Genomic DNA, 16,127 nt, shown 5'->3' on the forward strand with positions numbered 1-16,127 from the left:
TCAACCGCTACAACCCCGCCAATTCCCGCAACTGTGCCAGCTCGGTGCGTGCCAGGGTTATCCCCTGCTCCTGTGATTTCTCCCGCTGCCAATGCCGCCGATCGCCCGGCAAACGCTTGAGCCCGACCCCATGCATCTGCCTGACCAGTTCCTGACTGCGTTCGGCGAAGTTCTGCCCGGCCGCTTTGCTCGGGTCGATGACAATCAGCAACTGCCCGGTCCAGGGCGTCTTGGCCCCAGGGTGGTTGGACCAGTCGAACTCGAATGAAAAATTGCCACCGGTCAAGGCCGCAGCAAGCAGCTCGACCATCATCGACAACGCCGACCCCTTGTGCCCGCCAAAGGGCAGCAAGGCGCCGCCTTCCAGAATCGCCTTCGGGTCCTGGGTCGCCTGCCCCAGGCTGTCCACGCCCATGCCCGGCGGCAGGCGCTCGCCTTTGCGTGCGGCAATCTGCACATCGCCGTGGGCAATGGCGCTGGTGGCCAGGTCGAAGACGATCGGCTCGCCCCCGGCGCGGGGCGCGGCAAAGGCAATCGGGTTGGTGCCGAACAACGGCCGGTCGGCGCCATGGGGCACCACGCAGGTCATGCTGTTGACCACGCTCAAGGCCACCAGGCCTTCATAGGCGAAGGGTTCGACATCCGGCCACAGCGCGGCGAAGTGATGGGAATTGCGGATCGCCAGCACCGCGATCCCGGCGCTGCGGGCTTTTTCCACCAACAACGCCCTGGCAGCGGCCAGCGCCGGTTGGGCAAAGCCATTGGCAGCGTCGACCCGGACAAAGCCCGACGCCACGTCCTCAACCACCGGCACCGCCTGGCCATCGACCCAGCCGCTTTTCAGGGTCGAGACATAACCGGGAATACGGAACACGCCATGGCTGTGGGCGCCGTCGCGCTCGGCGCCAGCACAGTTGGCAGCAAGGCTGCGGGCCACCTCGAGGGAAGTGCCGTGACGCAGAAAGATGGTTTCGAGGAGCTGTGTAAGTTGGTCCAGCGACAGGGTTTCGCCAGGCGTTTCATCAACCAGGGGCAATGCGGACATCTGAAGCTCCAGTTTAATTATTGGAGGGGGCAACAGCGTAGAAGCGGATTAAACAACCTTCGACGCGCCTGCTGTCAACCACCGCGCAGGCGTGCACAGCCAATGCCAACACAGGTCGTTCAGAGGAAATCGGAGGCCGGAGGGGACGTTTGCAGCGAGGAGTCGAGACAGGGGGCAGGAGCGCCAGGGCTACAGAACGTGCCCTGGCGCGAGGGCTATCAGTCTTTCTGGTCGCGCAAGACGTTGCCCGAAGCGCCGTCGATACGGAACTCATAGACAATCCCGTCAGCCTTGCGGCCTTTGCCTTCCCAGTAGCCGTCGTTATCGGCTTCGATCTCGTAGATCTCTACATAGCCGGCCTTGGTCTTCGCGGTTTCGACGGCTTTTTCAATGCTGATCCAGCCTGCGCCCGGACGATCGGCCAGCGCGGCACCGGCGCTGAGCAGGGAGGCAGTGGCGACGAAAGCGGCGAGGGTTTTCTTGATCATTTTTTCACTCCATTTGTGGATACTGATTACGTAAGTCCTGTTTTTAGGGCATTACCGTAAAAAATAAGTTCCACTTTGATGCGCATTCGCCATGACGGCTGTTCTCCAAGGGTTGGCGTGGAGGGTAGAATGTCGGAAATCAGGAAGAGTCAATGAGCGAACACACCCTCTCAGAAGCCGAATACGACGCCATCACGGATGCGGCAGCCCACTGGTGCATGCGTCTGCATGCATCCGATTGCACGGCGCAAGAACGCCAGGCCTTCCAGCAATGGCATGACGCCGATCCTCTGCACGCCTTTGAATATGAAGCGATGCGCGAAATCTGGGACGTCGCCGACCATCTGCCCCGTCCATTGCCCGAACAGCTCACGCCTCCCCCGACAGTCCAGCCCCGGGCACGCAGGCACTGGCGCAGTTACGGCGTGGCAGCGGCCATCAGCGCCCTGGCCTTGCCCCTGGCCGGTTATGCCGGGTGGAACCTGGGCTGGATCCCCTCCTCCTACGAGCACTTCACCACCGACAACACGGTGCGCAAGGTGACCCTGGGGGATGGCAGCCAGGTTGAATTGAACCTGGGCAGCGAACTGACTTACAGCAACTACAAGGATCAGCGCCAGGTCACCCTGCGCAAGGGCGAAGCCTTCTTTGAAGTGCGCCATGACAGCAGCCACCCGTTCGTGGTCAAGGCCGCCCAGGGCCAGGTGAAAGTCACCGGCACCCAGTTCAATGTGTGGATGTATGAGGATCAGGTGCGCGTGACCCTGATCGAAGGCTCGGTGCTGGTCACCAGCAACAATGCCTTGCCCGGCGATGGCTTTCGCCTCGAACCCGGGACCCAGGCAAGATACAAACATGGCGATTACGCACCGCAGATCAGCCAGACCTACGCCAACGACAGTTCCCTGGCCTGGCGCAGCGGCAAGCTGGTACTCGACAACCTGGCCCTGAGCGATGCCCTGCCCTTGATCAACCGCTACCTGAGCGCGCCGCTGATGCTGGCCGACCAGGCCACCGGGGCGATCCGTGTTGGCGGCATCTACAACATCAAGGAGGTCAAGGGCCTGCCGGCTTCGCTGCCCAAGGTGCTGCCGGTGTACCTGACGCGTAACAAAGACGGCAACCCGGTGATCAACTCGCTGCCGCAAAGCCCGCCGAAAATCTGAAGGCTGCGCCCTGACAGGCGCAGCCCGATTACCCCTAGCGCTTGGCCGGGGCACCCTCACCCACTACTTGCACCTGATAGCTCGGATCAGCCTTGATCTGCGCCTCGGTGAACGGCAGTGCGTGCCACTGCTTGTTGGAGAACGCCTCGGTCTGGTCCCGCGAATATTTCGACGCCGGATCGCTGGACAGGGAAAACGCCAGCAGCCCCTGGGCGTGAGGCCCCTGATCGTCAAAGCTGACCACTTGCAGGTAACTGGTGCCGCTGACCACCTCACGCTTGCCCTTGGCCCCCGGCACGCTCTGCATCGCGTTGTACACCCCCAGGCTTTCCGGGCCGCCATGAATCGGCGTCTGCCGCTCACCGCTGCTGGCCACCTGGATATCACCCCAGCGCGTCTGCGCGCCCAGCCCGGCTTCGGCCACCTTGGTCACCGAGCCCAGCATCGCTTCACGCAGGGCCTGAACCACCGCCGGCTGGTCGATGTTCAAGCCGCGCGGCGTGTGCTGCGGATCTTTACGATCAAAGGCCACGCGCCAGAAGTCGTTGTGCTTGAGCAATGGCTGCATCACATTCTGAAAGTGCACAAAGCCCAGGCCGGCCTGCAGGTTGGCGCTGCGATCCCAGGTCTTCAGGCTGGCACACACAGCCTCAAGCCGCCCGGCATCGGCCCCCAGGTCCCCGGCGCAGAACTGCAACACGTCCGGCAGCACCTGCCCGGCCAGGTACACCTGGTTATCCATCACCAGCTGCTGCAAATCGGCGACACCAATCTGGCCCGGGCCGCTCATCCGGCCCAGGCGCTCCAGGGCAAATCGCGAGCGTTGCTTGAGCGGCAGGTCCTGCTGGCTGATCAGCGGCGAGAACCCCTCCTGCGGCGCAGCCGGGTTGACCATCCAGGCCGAATCGTTGGAGTTCTGCACAAAGTCGCCGCGCAGCAGTTGCGGCAATTGTCGCGCGGCGAAGATGCCCGGCTGCGCAGCCCCCGGGGCGTTGTCCCAGGCGCAAGCACTGCGTGAGCCGTCGAGCACGATCATCTGCGTACCCGCCCGTGGGTCGCTGCACAGCGCCAGCTTGGCCGCGCTGACATTGGGCACCACCGACTGGTTCATGTACAGCGCCTGGCCCTGGTCATCCACCGCCAGGGTATTGACCCAGGGGATGCCCTGGATCTTGTGCACCGAGCCCTGCAGTTGCTTGAGGTCCGACGCCTGATTCATGGCGTACCACTGTTGCAGCACCCGGTCGTTTTCCAGGTTGGCGTCACGCAGGCTGTAGGCGTACTGGCGATCCCAGTCGAGCTTGCCCGGCCATTGCACCACCGGGCCGAACTGCGAACTGTAGACCGTGCGCGTGACAAGCTGGAACTCGCCGTCCGCCCCCCGCACCTGGACATTCAGGGTCTGCGGAGTCAGCGGCAGCGACTTGCCGTCCAGCAGGTAGCGAGTCGGGTCCTTGGGGTCCAGTTGCAGGCGATACAGGGTGAAGTGCTTGGACGTGTCGACCGTGTGGGTCCAGGCCAGGTGCCGATTGAAGCCGATATTGATCATCGGCAGCCCCGGCAACGCGGCGCCCATGACATCGAGCTTGCCAGGGATGGTCAGGTGCATCTGATAGAAACGCATGCCGCCAATCCACGGGAAATGCGGGTTGGCCAGCAACAGGCCGCGACCGTTGAACGAGCGCTCGCCCCCGACGGCCACCGCGTTACTGCCGCGGTCCAGGGCAAAGCGCTGCTGACGCGCCTCAGCCAGTTGCAGGCTGGCACGACTGATGCTGGCCTGGGCCGTAGCACCGGGCGGAGTGGCGCCGACCAGGGGCTCGGCGAATTGCCCGACGCCGCCTTCCACCAGCAGGCGCCGGGTCAATTTCACCAGATCCAGGGTGGTCAGCGGCCGTACCCATTCACCGTCGCACTGCGCTGGCAGCCCCTGGGCCCGGCGTTCGGCCAGTTGCCGGTTGTAGCCGTCGACATAGCCCCCCATCAACTGGCGCACCTCGGAGGTTTGCGCCTGCAGGAAGCCGAACACCGCGTCGGGTGTGTTCAGCCACTTGAAAAACACGTCGCTGGTGAGGTTGTCGCGCTGCTCGAGGGTCTGCCCTTCGGCCCCCAGGTACCTGGAGCGCTCGCCATTGACCGTCAGCACCTCGTTGGCCAGCAGGCACAGGTTGTCCTGGGCATAGGCGTAACCGATGCCATATCCCAGGCCACGTTCGTCGGTGGCACGGATATGGGGGACGCCGAAAGCGGTTCGCCGGATCTCGGCGCTGGCCTCGCGCGGTTGCGCGGGGGCCGGGGTGCGGGCGTGGGCCGCAAGGCTCAGCCCCAGACACAAGGCTGCGAGGCACACACTGGGTAACTGCCTGGAAATAATCACGCCGACTCCTGCTCGAAAAAAAGACACCAGGCCGGCAAGGGGGGACGACGCACACACGTCGAGCCAGCCTGGAGAACACGGTGCAGTCCGGCCGAAGCCGAAAAGTGCCTGCCCATAAAGACGAAAACCGACCGGGAAATTTAGCGCGCGAGGGGCGACAGAAAGCTGTCTGACGTGTCAGCGACAAGATACTGACGAAATTTATACATCTGGGGCTTCATGATTTGGCGTGCTCATACGTCTTAGTTAATGAGAGCACCCATCATTTTCCTGATCAGGCTCTGAAAAGGAGTTTTTGCATGTACAACCCGCAATTGCCAACGGACGGCAACACCGCGCAGTCCTCGCCTTCTCTGAATGCCGGCGCCGGTGTGTTCGGCAAGAACGCCGACCGCAACAGTAACGAGCGTATCCGCCAGCTGCTCAAGGGCTTCGGCCTGCGCACCAGCCTGATTCGCCTCAAAGTCATAGACGCCCTGCTGGTGGCCACCGAGAACGACCGTTCACTGGGTGTACGCGGTATTCACAGCCATTTGCTGGAACTGGATATCCCGCTGTCGTTCCTCAGTGTGCGTGAAGTGCTCAAGCGCCTGTGCAGCGAAGGGGTGATCATCCTCAACGCCGACAAAAGCTACAGCCTGCACCAGCAGGCCGCAGCCTTGCTCGACGGCAGCGCCTGAGCCCGCCGGGTTCAGCTCAGGGCTTGACCTTGCGGCGCATCACGCCGTTGATGACCACTACCGCCACGGCCACGCCGATGGCGATGTACTGGAACATCTTCTCGCTGATGACGCCGTTGTTCTGCAGGTAGGACAGGCCAAGCATGATCCCCAGTACCAGGAGGGAGATCAGAATCGAGTATTTCAAGCGTTGTGACTGGGTCATTACGGGTTCCTGGGCCTTGGAATGTATCGGCTTTGTATCAAGACGAATGCCAAGCACCTACCGAGATTCGGGGATGGGACAGGGCAAACGGGGTCGTATGTTACAGGCGCGCAAAAGTTTTCGCTGCACGGGCGCCGAAGTTGTCCCCCAGAGCCCATGAGGATTGAAACATGTTCCGTCGAATCACAGTGCTGATTCCCCTGCTGCTGATGCTGACCCTGTCCGGCTGCATCTTTCTTCCAGGCGGGCACGGAGGCCATCGCTACTACGACGGCGGGCCTGGTTACTACCACCGTTGAAGACCCGGCACTCCAGCACTGACCGATCCAGGCCAGCCTGAAGCGCCGACCCGCAGCACACCGTCCCGACGCCCGCTCCCCAGCGGGCGTTTTGCTGTGGCCGCTCAGCGCCGGTACTGGTGCACGCCCGGCCCGTCGAACAGCTCCACCAGCCAATCGACAAACACCCGCACCCGCGTCGATAAATGCCGCTGCGGCGGGTACAGCGCAGTCAGCGGCAACCTCGGCGGTGGCACATCCCGCAGTACCTGCCGCAGGCGTCCGTCGGCCAACTGCTGGGCAACGTGGTAGTACGGCGTCTGCACCAGCCCGTAGTCAGCCTCACAGGCCGCCAGGTAGCCATCGGCGCTGTTGACCGCCACCTGTTTGGGCAGGTCCACCAGGCGCACTTCCTCCCCCACCTCGAACTCCAGGCCGTAGCGCTTGCCGGAGACGCTGGAAAAGTACTCCACCACCTGATGCCCGCCCAGTTCGTCCAGGGACTGCGGCGTGCCATGGCGCTCCAGGTAACCGGGGCTGGCGCAGGTCACCTGCTCCATCAGCACCAGTGGCCGGGCCACCAGGGAGTCATCCAGGCACAGGCCGCCGCGCAACACGCAATCCACACCCTCGCGGATCAAGTCCACCGGCCGGTCGTTGAGGCCGATCTCCAGCTCGATCGCCGGATAACGCGCGGAAAACGCCGGCAATGCCGGGATCACGATCAAGCGCCCGACGCCGGCCGGCATATCGATGCGCAAGGTGCCACGCGGGTTGCGCCGGGTCGCCGAAAATGCCGCCTCGGTCTCTTCCAGGTCCGCCAGTAATTGCACACAGCGCTGGTAATAGGCGGCCCCATCCAGGGTCGGGCTGACCTGGCGCGTGGTGCGGTGCAGCAACTGCACACCCAGATGGGCCTCCAGTTGCTTGATCAGGATGGTCACCGACGCCCTTGGCATTTGCAGGCTGTCAGCGGCCTTGGCAAAGCCGCCAAGTTCGACGATACGGGTGAAAACACGCATGGCGTTGAAACGGTCCATGGGGCGCAGACTCGTGGATTATTTAGATATTACGAACAGTGATAGCGTTTTTAGCCGGTTTATCTTGGTTTTGTCGAGGAGAACAATGGCGACACTTAACCAACCGGAGTCATACCCCGATGCAAACCCGTCAACTTGGTAAAAACGGCCCTCACGTCAGCGCCATCGGCCTCGGCTGCATGGGCATGACCGACTTCTACACCACCGGCACCGATACCCGCGAAGCCATCGCCACCCTGCATCGCGCCCTGGAATTGGGTATCAACCTGCTGGACACCGCCGACATGTACGGCCCCCACAGCAACGAAGAACTGATCGGCCAGGCCATTCGCGGCAAGCGCGAACAGGTGTTCCTGGCCAGCAAGTTCGGGATCGTGCGCGACCCGGCCAACCCGGCGGCCCGCGGGGTCAACGGCAGTCCCGAATACATCCGCGCGTCCATCGACGGCACCCTCCAGCGCCTGGGGATTGAAACCCTGGACCTGTACTACCAGCACCGCATCGACCCGCAGGTGGCGATCGAGGAAACCGTCGGCGCCATGGCCGAACTGGTCAAGGCCGGCAAGGTGCGTTACCTGGGGCTCAGCGAAGCCTCGGCGGCGACCCTGGAGCGGGCGCACAAGGTGCATCCGATCAGTGCCCTGCAAAGTGAATATTCGTTGTGGAGCCGCGATCAGGAAGACAACGGCTGCCTCGCCGCCTGCCAGCGCCTGGGCGTCGCCTTTGTGCCCTACAGCCCATTGGGCCGAGGGTTTCTCACCGGCGCGCTGAAAAGCCCAGACGACTTCGCCGCCGATGACTACCGGCGCTTCAGCCCACGCTTTCAGGGGGAGAACTTCGCGAAAAACCTGCTGCTGGTGGATCAGGTGCAGCGCCTGGCGGCGGAAAAAGGCGTGACCGCTGGGCAATTGGCCCTGGCCTGGGTGCTGGCGCAGGGCGACTACCTGATCCCGATTCCCGGAACCAAGCAACGCAAATACCTGGAAGAAAACGTCGCGGCGTTGGAGGTGCGCCTGGAGGCCGCCGAGCTGCAAGCCCTGGAGCGAATTTTCAGCCCCGAGGCCACGGCTGGCCAACGCTACCCCGAGGCAGTGATGGCCCTGCTCGACAAGTGAAAGGCGCGCGCCGCGGGCTCGGCCAGAGCCCCGACGCACTCAAGGCGTCAGGCCTTGGCGGAGATGTTCTTGTCGACCGTCGTACCGTTGCCCTTGCCATAGGTCTGCAGGTTTTGCAGGACGTAGATGGCCTTCTTGTACTCGGGGATCAAGTAGTTGGCGTACTTGTTGCCCTTGAGGTTGTTGTTCTGGATGGTCTCAAGCTTGGTGGCGAAGAATTCCAGGGCATTGAACACCTGGTCCGGGTTCTTCGGCGCACCGAAACGGTCGAAATCATTGCCGGCACTGAGCAGGTTCATCGCCGTGATATCAGTGATCAGGCCGTTGGTCTTGAGGAAGGTGCTCATGCTGCCCAACTGATTGGCGGTGACGTTGGTCGGATCAAAGCCTTTGATCTGCCTGTGCAGCTTGAGCTCATCCATCTTCTTGGTGCTGAGCGCCGTCGGGTCGTTGCCGACCAGGGCCAGCATCTGTCGCACCCTGGCGCTCTGGGAAACCGGCTTGGCGCTCTCCGAGCCCTCACGTACCAACAAACCGGCTTTACTGGTCCAGGCACCGACATATCCGATTGTCACGAGCATGCTTCCTTTTTCATATGTACACAGTGCTCGGGCGGCGAAGCCTCGGCCGAGCGACGAATAGGCGCAAGTATCAACGTGCCATCGCCCTCCAACAACGCTTTATTTCGGAAATTTACAAATCTTGTACATTTTCGATACAAACCTGCCAGGCCACGTTCTACAAGGCCTGTACTCATCAGCACAACGTGTCCACGTCCCTTTTCATGTCTGTTTTCAGACCTGCAGCCCACACAATTGAACGGTCTCGGATACATCGCAGCGATATCAGGCGACGACGGCCATAACTTTCTTGCACGGGCGTACTAAAGCTGGGCAAAACCACGCCGACAACCTGACGAAGCCCTGAGAGGGGGCGCTCGCTTCGAATAATAAGAAACGCTTCGAAAGGACAGGTCCAATGCCCGCACTGCGCACGATCCAAGCTCGCTACACGTTGTTTCTGGTCCTGTTCATCCTGCTGATGTTCGTGCTGACGGTCGTCGGCATCAGCCAGCTGGTGGCGCCCAAGCTGCGCCACACCGAAGAACAGGTGGTCCTCAATCGCATCGCCGAAGTGGCCCAGCAGATCCAGGGCGAACTGAACAAGGTCCAGGCCCAGCAACGCACCATCACCCAGACCATTCCCCTGCTCGACAGCGACACCATCGACAAGGTCCTGCCGGGCCTGGTGGACCAATACGGCGAGCTGAAAGTGTTTGGCGGCGGCATCTGGCCCCTGCCCGGCCAGCGCACCCCGGGGCGCAACAAGCACAGCACTTTCTGGCACCGCGATGCCTCCGGCAAGCTCACGGTCAATACCTTCTGGAACAGCGACCCGGCGCCCAACTATTACGACCAGTCCTGGTACAAGGGCGGCATGCAGACCCCGCGTGGACAATGTGCCTGGGCCGCCGCCTACAAGGATGATGCCAGCGCCGAGCCGCGCACCAACTGCGCCATGGCCATTACCCGGGACGGTGTGCCGTACGGCGTGGCGACCATCGACGTGACCCTGGGCTTTTTCAACGACCTGGTGGCGCGCAAGGAACAGGACCTCAAGGCCGAGATGCTGATCGTCGAGGCCGACGGCAAGATCATCAGCAACAGCTCGCGCATCAACGGCCAGATCGTACTCAAGAACATCAGCGAGCTGGTAGCCAGCTCGCCGTTCGCTGCCCAGGTCAAGGCCGGGCTGGAACGCCGCGACGCCTCGTTGCAGCGGGTCGAGTTTGACAACGCCGGGGTCGCCAGCACCTTCTTCATGCGCCCGATCGAGGGCTCCCCATGGTTCCTGGCCAGCGCCCTGCCGACCGAGTTGATCACCGCCCAGCGTGACGACGTGCTGAGCACCCTGAGCCTGTTGCAGATCCCGATGATCGTGCTGCTGGTGCTGTTGCAGGTGTACGCGATCCGCCAGCTGGTGCAGCGGATGAAGGCGCTCAAGGCCAATATCGACGCGCTGTCCACCGGTGATGCCGACCTGACGCGGCGCATCACCATTCGCGCCGAAGACGAACTGGGGGCCATCGGCCATTCGGTCAATCGCTTTATCGTCTACCTGCAGAACATGATCGGTGAGGTGACCGAGGCCACCGGGGCCATGGCCAACAGCCTGGAGCAACTGCAACAGACCTCGACCCAGACCACGCAGATCCTCGCGCGGCATGCCTCGGAAACCGACCAGACCGTCACCGCCATTACCGAAATGAGCGCCACCGCGGACAGCGTCGCGGCCAATGCCGCCCAAACCGCGGCCTTTACCCAGCGCGCCAACGAACACGCCGAACGCTCGCGGGTGGTGGTCGGCGAAGCGTCGAGCAGCGTGGTGGCGCTGATCGACGAAGTGGCCAGCGCTACCCACAAGGTCGAGGCCATGCAGCAGGATGCCCAGCGCATCACCGAAATTCTCGGGGTGATCGGCGCCATTGCCGGGCAGACCAACTTGCTGGCGCTGAACGCCGCCATCGAAGCCGCCCGGGCCGGCGAGCAAGGCCGCGGTTTTGCCGTGGTGGCCGATGAAGTGCGCGCCCTCGCCGCCCGCACTCAGGCCAGCACCTCGGAGATCAACGAAATGCTCAACCGCCTGACCCTGGGCGTCAGCTCTTCGGTCAGCGCCATGGAAAACACCCAGGCCAGCTGCCAGTCGGCGGCGGACGCCACGGCCAGGGTCAACTCCGGGCTGGATGAAATGGCCGGTTCGGTCAACCAGATCAACAGCCTCAGCACCCAGATCGCCACCGCGGCCGAACAACAGAGCGCAGTGACCGAAGAGATCAATCGCAGCATGGTCAGCATCCGGCACATGGTCGAGCAACTGGTAGACAGCGGCCAGGCCAGCGCCAGCAACACCCAGAACCTGCTGCAGGCCAACAACCGGGTCAGCGCCCTGATGGCGCGCTTCAAAGTCCGCTGAACGGTCGGTTGCACTGGCGTGCGTGGCGCGCCAGTGCAGCTATATTTGCAGCTCCGGTCACAAGGAGGTGCAGCATGGGACAGCGCCAATCGCATCTGCTGGACGAGCACATCATCAATGAGCTCTATATAAAGGCAGGCATCGACCAGGTTTATGACTACGTGACCCAGCCCGAGCGCTGGCACGAATGGCACCCCACGGCCCTCAGCGCCAGTACCGGTCACCCGGGTTCCCTGCCCCTGGGCCAGCGCTTTACCGGGGTCATCGACCTCCTCGGGCTGCAAGTGCACCTCAATTGCCGGGTGATCACCGCCCTCCCGCCCCGGGAATTCAAGGCGGTTTTCAGCTCCATCGCCGTCGACGGCACCCTGCATTACCAACTGCAGACTCGGGGCAACGCCACCCTGTTCAAGCGCACCCTGCACTACACCTCCGACCTCAACCTGGGTGGCATCCACTCGCGCCTGGTGGAGCAATCGAACCGGGCCCTGGATAACCTCAAGCACAAGCTGGAAATCCCGCCTCGCTGACAAATCTGTAATGTCGCCCTCAGTGATCTGTCAGCAACCACGGTTCAATCTCCCCCCAAGCAACACCTGCGGCAGCGGCTACAGGGCGGGCTGTAGTTTGTATAACCTTGAAACACAAGTGCCCGGCGACGGGTCGAAAAAAGCTCAAAATGCACCGCCCCCCGGACCTCCTTTTGATCACGAGACCTTTCATGAAAAACACCCTGCGCCTGGCCACCCTGTCGGCCCTGTTCGTCACTTCCCTGGCCCAGGCCGCCGCGCCCATCCCGATTGAAGTGCACCGCGACGCCAACTGCGGTTGCTGCAAGGAGTGGATCAAGCACCTGGAAGCCAACGGTTTCAAGGTCGAGGACCACGTTGAAAGCAACATGAGCGCGGTCAAGCAGCGCCTCGGCGTGGCGCCACGCCTGGCCTCCTGCCACACCGCGGTGATTGACGGCAAATTCGTCGAAGGCCATGTCCCGGCCGAGCAGGTGCTGGCCCTGCGCAACCGCAGCGACCTGCTGGGCATCGCCGCCCCGGGCATGCCCATGGGTTCGCCCGGCATGGAGATGGACGGCATGCCCGCCGACGCCTACCAGGTCATCGGCCTGACCAAAGACGGCCAGGACGTCGTGGTCGCGGACTATCCGGCCCATTGATCCTCGGCTACCTCGGGCTGTTTCTCGCGGCGTTCGGCGCCGCCACCCTGCTGCCCCTGCAATCGGAAGCGCTGCTGGTCGGCCTGCTGCTCAACCCCCACTACGCGCTGTGGCTGCTGTTGCTGAGTGCGACCCTGGGCAATGTCCTCGGCTCGCTGCTCAACTGGTGGCTGGGGAGGCGCCTCGAACGCTTCAAGAGCCGGCGCTGGTTCCCGGTCAGCCCCCGCCACCTGGAGCGCGCCCGGGTGCATTACCAACGCTACGGGCACTGGTCGCTGCTGCTGAGCTGGGTGCCCATCATCGGTGACCCGCTGACCCTGGTGGCCGGGGTCATGGGTGAGCCGCTCAAGCGTTTCCTGCTGATCGTGACCCTGGCCAAGGGCGCACGCTATGGCGTGCTGGCCCTGCTGACCCTGGGCATCACCGCCTGAATCCATGCCAATCGGGGCCGTGGAATTCGCAGCGGATTTGCGCCAAGATCGTCTGCCACCCGCTACGCCCTCCCTGTCCAGACGTGCAGGAACCGGGTTGAGCGTGCAGATTCTCCCCGCCCCAGGAGCCGCCCCATGACGCTGAAGATTGCGGTAATCGATGACTGGCAACAGGTCGCCCGTGACGTGGTGGACTGGTCGCCAGTGCAAGGCATTGGCGAGGTCACCTTTGTCCATGACTACCCCGCCGACACCGCGACCTTGAGCCAGCGCCTGACGGATTTCGAGGTGATCTGCGTGATGCGCGAGCGCACCCGCTTCGACGCGGCCCTGCTGCGCAGCCTGCCGCGCCTCAAGCTGCTGCTGACCGGCGGCATGCGCAATGCCGCCATCGACCTCGCGGCGGCCAGCAGCCTGGGGATCCAGGTGTGCGGCACCGACAGCTACAAGCACGCCGCCCCCGAACTGACCTGGGCCCTGATCATGGCCCACACCCGCAACCTGCTGGCCGAAGCCACCTCCCTGCGCAATGGCGGCTGGCAGCAAGGCCTGGGCGGTGACCTGCATGGCAAGACCCTGGGTATTCTCGGCCTGGGCAGCATCGGCCAGCGGGTGGCGCAATTCGGCCAGGTGTTCGGTATGCGCGTGATCGCCTGGAGCCAGAACCTGACCCCGGAGCGCGCCGCCGAGGTCGGGGTGACCGCTGTCAGCAAGCAGCAACTGTTTGAACAGGCCGACGTGCTCTCGGTGCACCTGGTGCTCAGCGAGCGCAGCCGTGGCCTGGTGGACGCCCAGGCCCTGGGCTGGATGAAACCTGCAGCGCTGCTGGTGAACACCGCGCGCGGGCCGATCGTCGACGAAGCGGCGCTGATCGATGCCCTGCAACAGGGCCGATTGGGTGGCGCGGCGCTGGATGTGTTCGATCCGGAGCCACTGCCCGCCGATCATCCCCTGCGCCACCTGCCCACGGTGCTGGCCACGCCCCATCTTGGCTACGTCAGTCGCAACAACTACCGCCAGTTTTATGGGCAGATGATCGAGGACTTGCTGGCCTGGCACGCCGGCCAAGCGTTGCGCCCACTCAACTAGAGCGCCCGGCGCCGCGTCAGAGCCACGCACCGCTTTCGTGCGCGGGGAATGACGCCCGCACCGCGACCTCGCTCCTGGCGGTGCTTTTTCGCGCCACGGGCCGCACCTGTCCGCCCTCCCGCAGTGCAGCCCCTACCTTTCGTCGGGTTATTTGCGCCCGCTGTCGCCGCCGGTCGAACTTATTCCCCGATCGCGCCTGCCAGGCTCTAGGTTCTGTCCTAGACTGGTTTTCACAAAGTGACCGGACAGTCACCTTTACTGAAAAATAGTCGAAACTTTTGCTGTAGCCCTTGGGTCAGCTTAAAGGTGGGGCCATAGCGACTGGTGCAATCCTTGCAATGCCCCTTTCACCCTTTTTGCTTCGACGCAATGGGCTGCCTTGGCTCTTCATTGCGTAGCGCTTGTGCGCCCGGATCCAGGCCCAATTCAGGCAGCGAACCGGCGCCAGTGCAGGTGTGAGACCAGGACCAGATCAATAAAATGGGAGAGACACATGATCAGTGCCGTATTGGAAACCCAGGGAGAACAACCTCAGCCTCAGGCCAGTGAAGCGGCCAACAAGTCCATGCTCGCTCCGGGTGGCAAAACGGTTTCGCCGATTCATCGGATCAATCCCAACCGCAAGAAAGTCCTGTTCGTGACCTCGGAAATCGCCGACCTGGTGAAAACCGGCGGCCTGGGCGACGTCTCGGCAGCACTGCCCCGGGCCATGTCCCATCTGCACGATGTACGGGTCCTGATTCCCGGCTACCCGCAGGTGCTGCACAGCGAAAACCCGATCCATATCATCGGTGAGCTGGGCGGCCACGCGGCCTTGCCGGCCTGCAAGATCGGGCGCATGGACATGCCCGACGGTCTGGTCATCTACGTTCTGATCTGCCCCGAGCTCTATGAGCGCGAAGGCACGCCTTATGGCGCCAACAACGGCCGCGACTGGCCGGACAACCACATCCGCTTCGCGCGCCTGGGGCTGGCCGCCGCCGATATCGCCGCCAACCTGGCGCAGATCCACTGGTGCCCCGACCTGGTGCACGCCCACGACTGGCCCGCCGGCCTGGCCCCGGCCTATATGCACTGGCGCGGTCAACGCACCCCAACCCTGTTCACCATCCATAACCTGGCGTATCAGGGCGTGGTCAGCCTCGCCTGCTGCCCGGAGCTGGGCATCCCCGAACATGCCCTGCAACAGGAAGGCATGGAGTTCTACGGCAAGCTGTCGTTCCTCAAGGCCGGCATGGCCTACTCCAGCCACATCACCACGGTCAGCGCAACCTACGCCCAGGAAATCACCACCCCGGCCTTCGGCTGCGGGCTTGACGGCTTTTTGGCCAGCAAGACCCAGCAGGGCCTGCTCAGCGGTATCCCCAACGGCATTGACGAAAGCTGGGATTCCACCAGCGATCCGCACCTGTTCCGCCCATTCGGCATTGGCGACTGGGACGGCAAGGCAGTCAACGCCGACCATGTACGGCAGATGTTCGGCCTCGACGATTCGTCGGGCCCGCTGTTCGCCGTGGTCTCGCGCCTGGTCTACCAGAAGGGCCTGGACCTCACCGAAGGCGTGGCCGAGTTTATCGTCAAGTCCGGTGGCCAGATCGCCATCATCGGCCGTGGCGAGCCGGAAGAAGAACAGGCCATGCGCGCCCTGGCCCAGCGTTTTCCAGGGCAGATCGGGGTGCATATCGGCTTTAACGAAACCGACGCCCGACGCATGTTTGCCGGTAGCGACTTTCTGTTAATGCCATCGCGCTACGAGCCTTGCGGCCTGAGCCAGATGTACGCCCAGCGCTTCGGCTCGTTGCCGGTGGCACGCAACACCGGGGGCCTGGCCGACACCATCGAAAACGGCGTGACCGGGTTCCTGTTCGACGAGTCCACCGTGCCCAGTTACGAAGAAGCCCTGCAACGGGCATTCAAGGTGTTCGCCTACCCCGAACTGCTCAATGCCATGCGCTGCCGGGCCATGGCCGCACCCTTCAACTGGTGCAAGGCAGTCGAACCCTACGCCGAACTCTATGAACAACTGGTTGCCAAGGCGCTGGGTAAATCGATGCACAAATAAGAGGCCA

The 16,127-nt window shown here is 63.1% G+C and carries 16 protein-coding genes; 10 read left to right on the forward strand and 6 right to left on the reverse strand.

The features are described from left to right. Positions 1-7 precede the first annotated feature (7 nt). Both AC19YX_RS01795 and AC19YX_RS01800 read right to left on the reverse strand, forming a co-directional pair. Complete coding sequence (locus AC19YX_RS01795; RefSeq protein WP_500605525.1) at positions 8-1,045, reverse strand: Ldh family oxidoreductase; 1,038 nt, start codon at positions 1,043-1,045, stop codon at positions 8-10. A 218-nt stretch (positions 1,046-1,263) separates the two neighbouring features. Continuing rightward, complete coding sequence (locus AC19YX_RS01800) at positions 1,264-1,533, reverse strand: PepSY domain-containing protein (RefSeq protein WP_020298150.1); 270 nt, start codon at positions 1,531-1,533, stop codon at positions 1,264-1,266. Positions 1,534-1,685: 152 nt separating this feature from the next. Here AC19YX_RS01800 and AC19YX_RS01805 point away from each other — a divergent pair, with 152 nt between their 5' ends. Then, positions 1,686-2,699: a FecR family protein gene (locus AC19YX_RS01805; protein ID WP_500605526.1), complete on the forward strand. Its 1,014-nt coding sequence runs from the start codon at positions 1,686-1,688 to the stop codon at positions 2,697-2,699. 34 nt (positions 2,700-2,733) lie between these two features. Here AC19YX_RS01805 and pvdQ read toward each other — a convergent pair whose 3' ends face one another. After that, a complete protein-coding gene (pvdQ, locus tag AC19YX_RS01810; protein ID WP_500605527.1) occupies positions 2,734-5,076 on the reverse strand; it encodes a bifunctional acylase PvdQ in 2,343 nt (780 codons plus the stop codon). Positions 5,077-5,375: 299 nt separating this feature from the next. Here pvdQ and AC19YX_RS01815 point away from each other — a divergent pair, with 299 nt between their 5' ends. Continuing rightward, entirely contained in the window at positions 5,376-5,756 is a 381-nt protein-coding gene (locus tag AC19YX_RS01815) for a fe2+ zn2+ uptake regulation protein (protein WP_500605528.1), read from the forward strand. 16 nt (positions 5,757-5,772) lie between these two features. Here the strand turns inward: AC19YX_RS01815 and AC19YX_RS01820 are convergent, their stop codons facing one another. Next, positions 5,773-5,961, reverse strand: coding sequence for a hypothetical protein (locus AC19YX_RS01820; RefSeq protein ID WP_020298154.1), 189 nt, complete (start codon positions 5,959-5,961; stop codon positions 5,773-5,775). Positions 5,962-6,131: 170 nt separating this feature from the next. On the opposite strand from AC19YX_RS01820, the gene AC19YX_RS01825 reads away from it, so the two are divergent. Continuing rightward, the gene (locus tag AC19YX_RS01825) at positions 6,132-6,260 is read left to right on the forward strand and encodes a hypothetical protein (protein ID WP_274522643.1); all 129 of its coding nucleotides are present in this window, start codon (positions 6,132-6,134) and stop codon (positions 6,258-6,260) included. A gap of 104 nt (positions 6,261-6,364) precedes the next feature. On the opposite strand, the gene AC19YX_RS01830 is transcribed toward AC19YX_RS01825, so the two are convergent. After that, complete coding sequence (locus AC19YX_RS01830; protein ID WP_078472142.1) at positions 6,365-7,279, reverse strand: LysR family transcriptional regulator; 915 nt, start codon at positions 7,277-7,279, stop codon at positions 6,365-6,367. A gap of 119 nt (positions 7,280-7,398) precedes the next feature. Here AC19YX_RS01830 and AC19YX_RS01835 point away from each other — a divergent pair, with 119 nt between their 5' ends. Beyond that, positions 7,399-8,394: an aldo/keto reductase gene (locus AC19YX_RS01835; protein WP_500605529.1), complete on the forward strand. Its 996-nt coding sequence runs from the start codon at positions 7,399-7,401 to the stop codon at positions 8,392-8,394. A 47-nt stretch (positions 8,395-8,441) separates the two neighbouring features. Here the strand turns inward: AC19YX_RS01835 and AC19YX_RS01840 are convergent, their stop codons facing one another. After that, a complete protein-coding gene (locus AC19YX_RS01840; RefSeq protein ID WP_500605530.1) occupies positions 8,442-8,969 on the reverse strand; it encodes a hypothetical protein in 528 nt (175 codons plus the stop codon). 403 nt (positions 8,970-9,372) lie between these two features. Here AC19YX_RS01840 and AC19YX_RS01845 point away from each other — a divergent pair, with 403 nt between their 5' ends. The 6 genes from AC19YX_RS01845 to glgA all read left to right on the forward strand — a co-directional run bounded on the left by AC19YX_RS01845 (position 9,373) and on the right by glgA (position 16,120). Next, the gene (locus tag AC19YX_RS01845; protein WP_500605531.1) at positions 9,373-11,367 is read left to right on the forward strand and encodes a methyl-accepting chemotaxis protein; all 1,995 of its coding nucleotides are present in this window, start codon (positions 9,373-9,375) and stop codon (positions 11,365-11,367) included. 74 nt (positions 11,368-11,441) lie between these two features. Further along, the gene (locus AC19YX_RS01850) at positions 11,442-11,897 is read left to right on the forward strand and encodes an SRPBCC family protein (RefSeq protein ID WP_078472139.1); all 456 of its coding nucleotides are present in this window, start codon (positions 11,442-11,444) and stop codon (positions 11,895-11,897) included. 191 nt (positions 11,898-12,088) lie between these two features. Beyond that, a complete protein-coding gene (locus AC19YX_RS01855; protein ID WP_500605532.1) occupies positions 12,089-12,538 on the forward strand; it encodes a DUF411 domain-containing protein in 450 nt (149 codons plus the stop codon). Further along, positions 12,535-12,969: a YqaA family protein gene (locus tag AC19YX_RS01860; RefSeq protein WP_500605533.1), complete on the forward strand. Its 435-nt coding sequence runs from the start codon at positions 12,535-12,537 to the stop codon at positions 12,967-12,969. Before AC19YX_RS01855 ends, AC19YX_RS01860 begins: the two co-directional genes overlap by 4 nt. A gap of 135 nt (positions 12,970-13,104) precedes the next feature. Then, positions 13,105-14,058 carry a D-2-hydroxyacid dehydrogenase family protein gene (locus AC19YX_RS01865; protein WP_500605534.1) on the forward strand — a complete coding sequence of 318 codons (954 nt, stop codon included), beginning with the start codon at positions 13,105-13,107 and terminating at the stop codon, positions 14,056-14,058. Positions 14,059-14,551: 493 nt separating this feature from the next. Beyond that, positions 14,552-16,120 (forward strand): glycogen synthase GlgA, encoded by a 1,569-nt coding sequence (gene glgA / locus AC19YX_RS01870; RefSeq protein WP_078472135.1) that lies wholly within the window; start codon positions 14,552-14,554, stop codon positions 16,118-16,120. The last annotated feature ends 7 nt before the right edge of the window (positions 16,121-16,127 follow it).

This window comes from Pseudomonas sp. MF09150, from assembly GCF_059862355.1.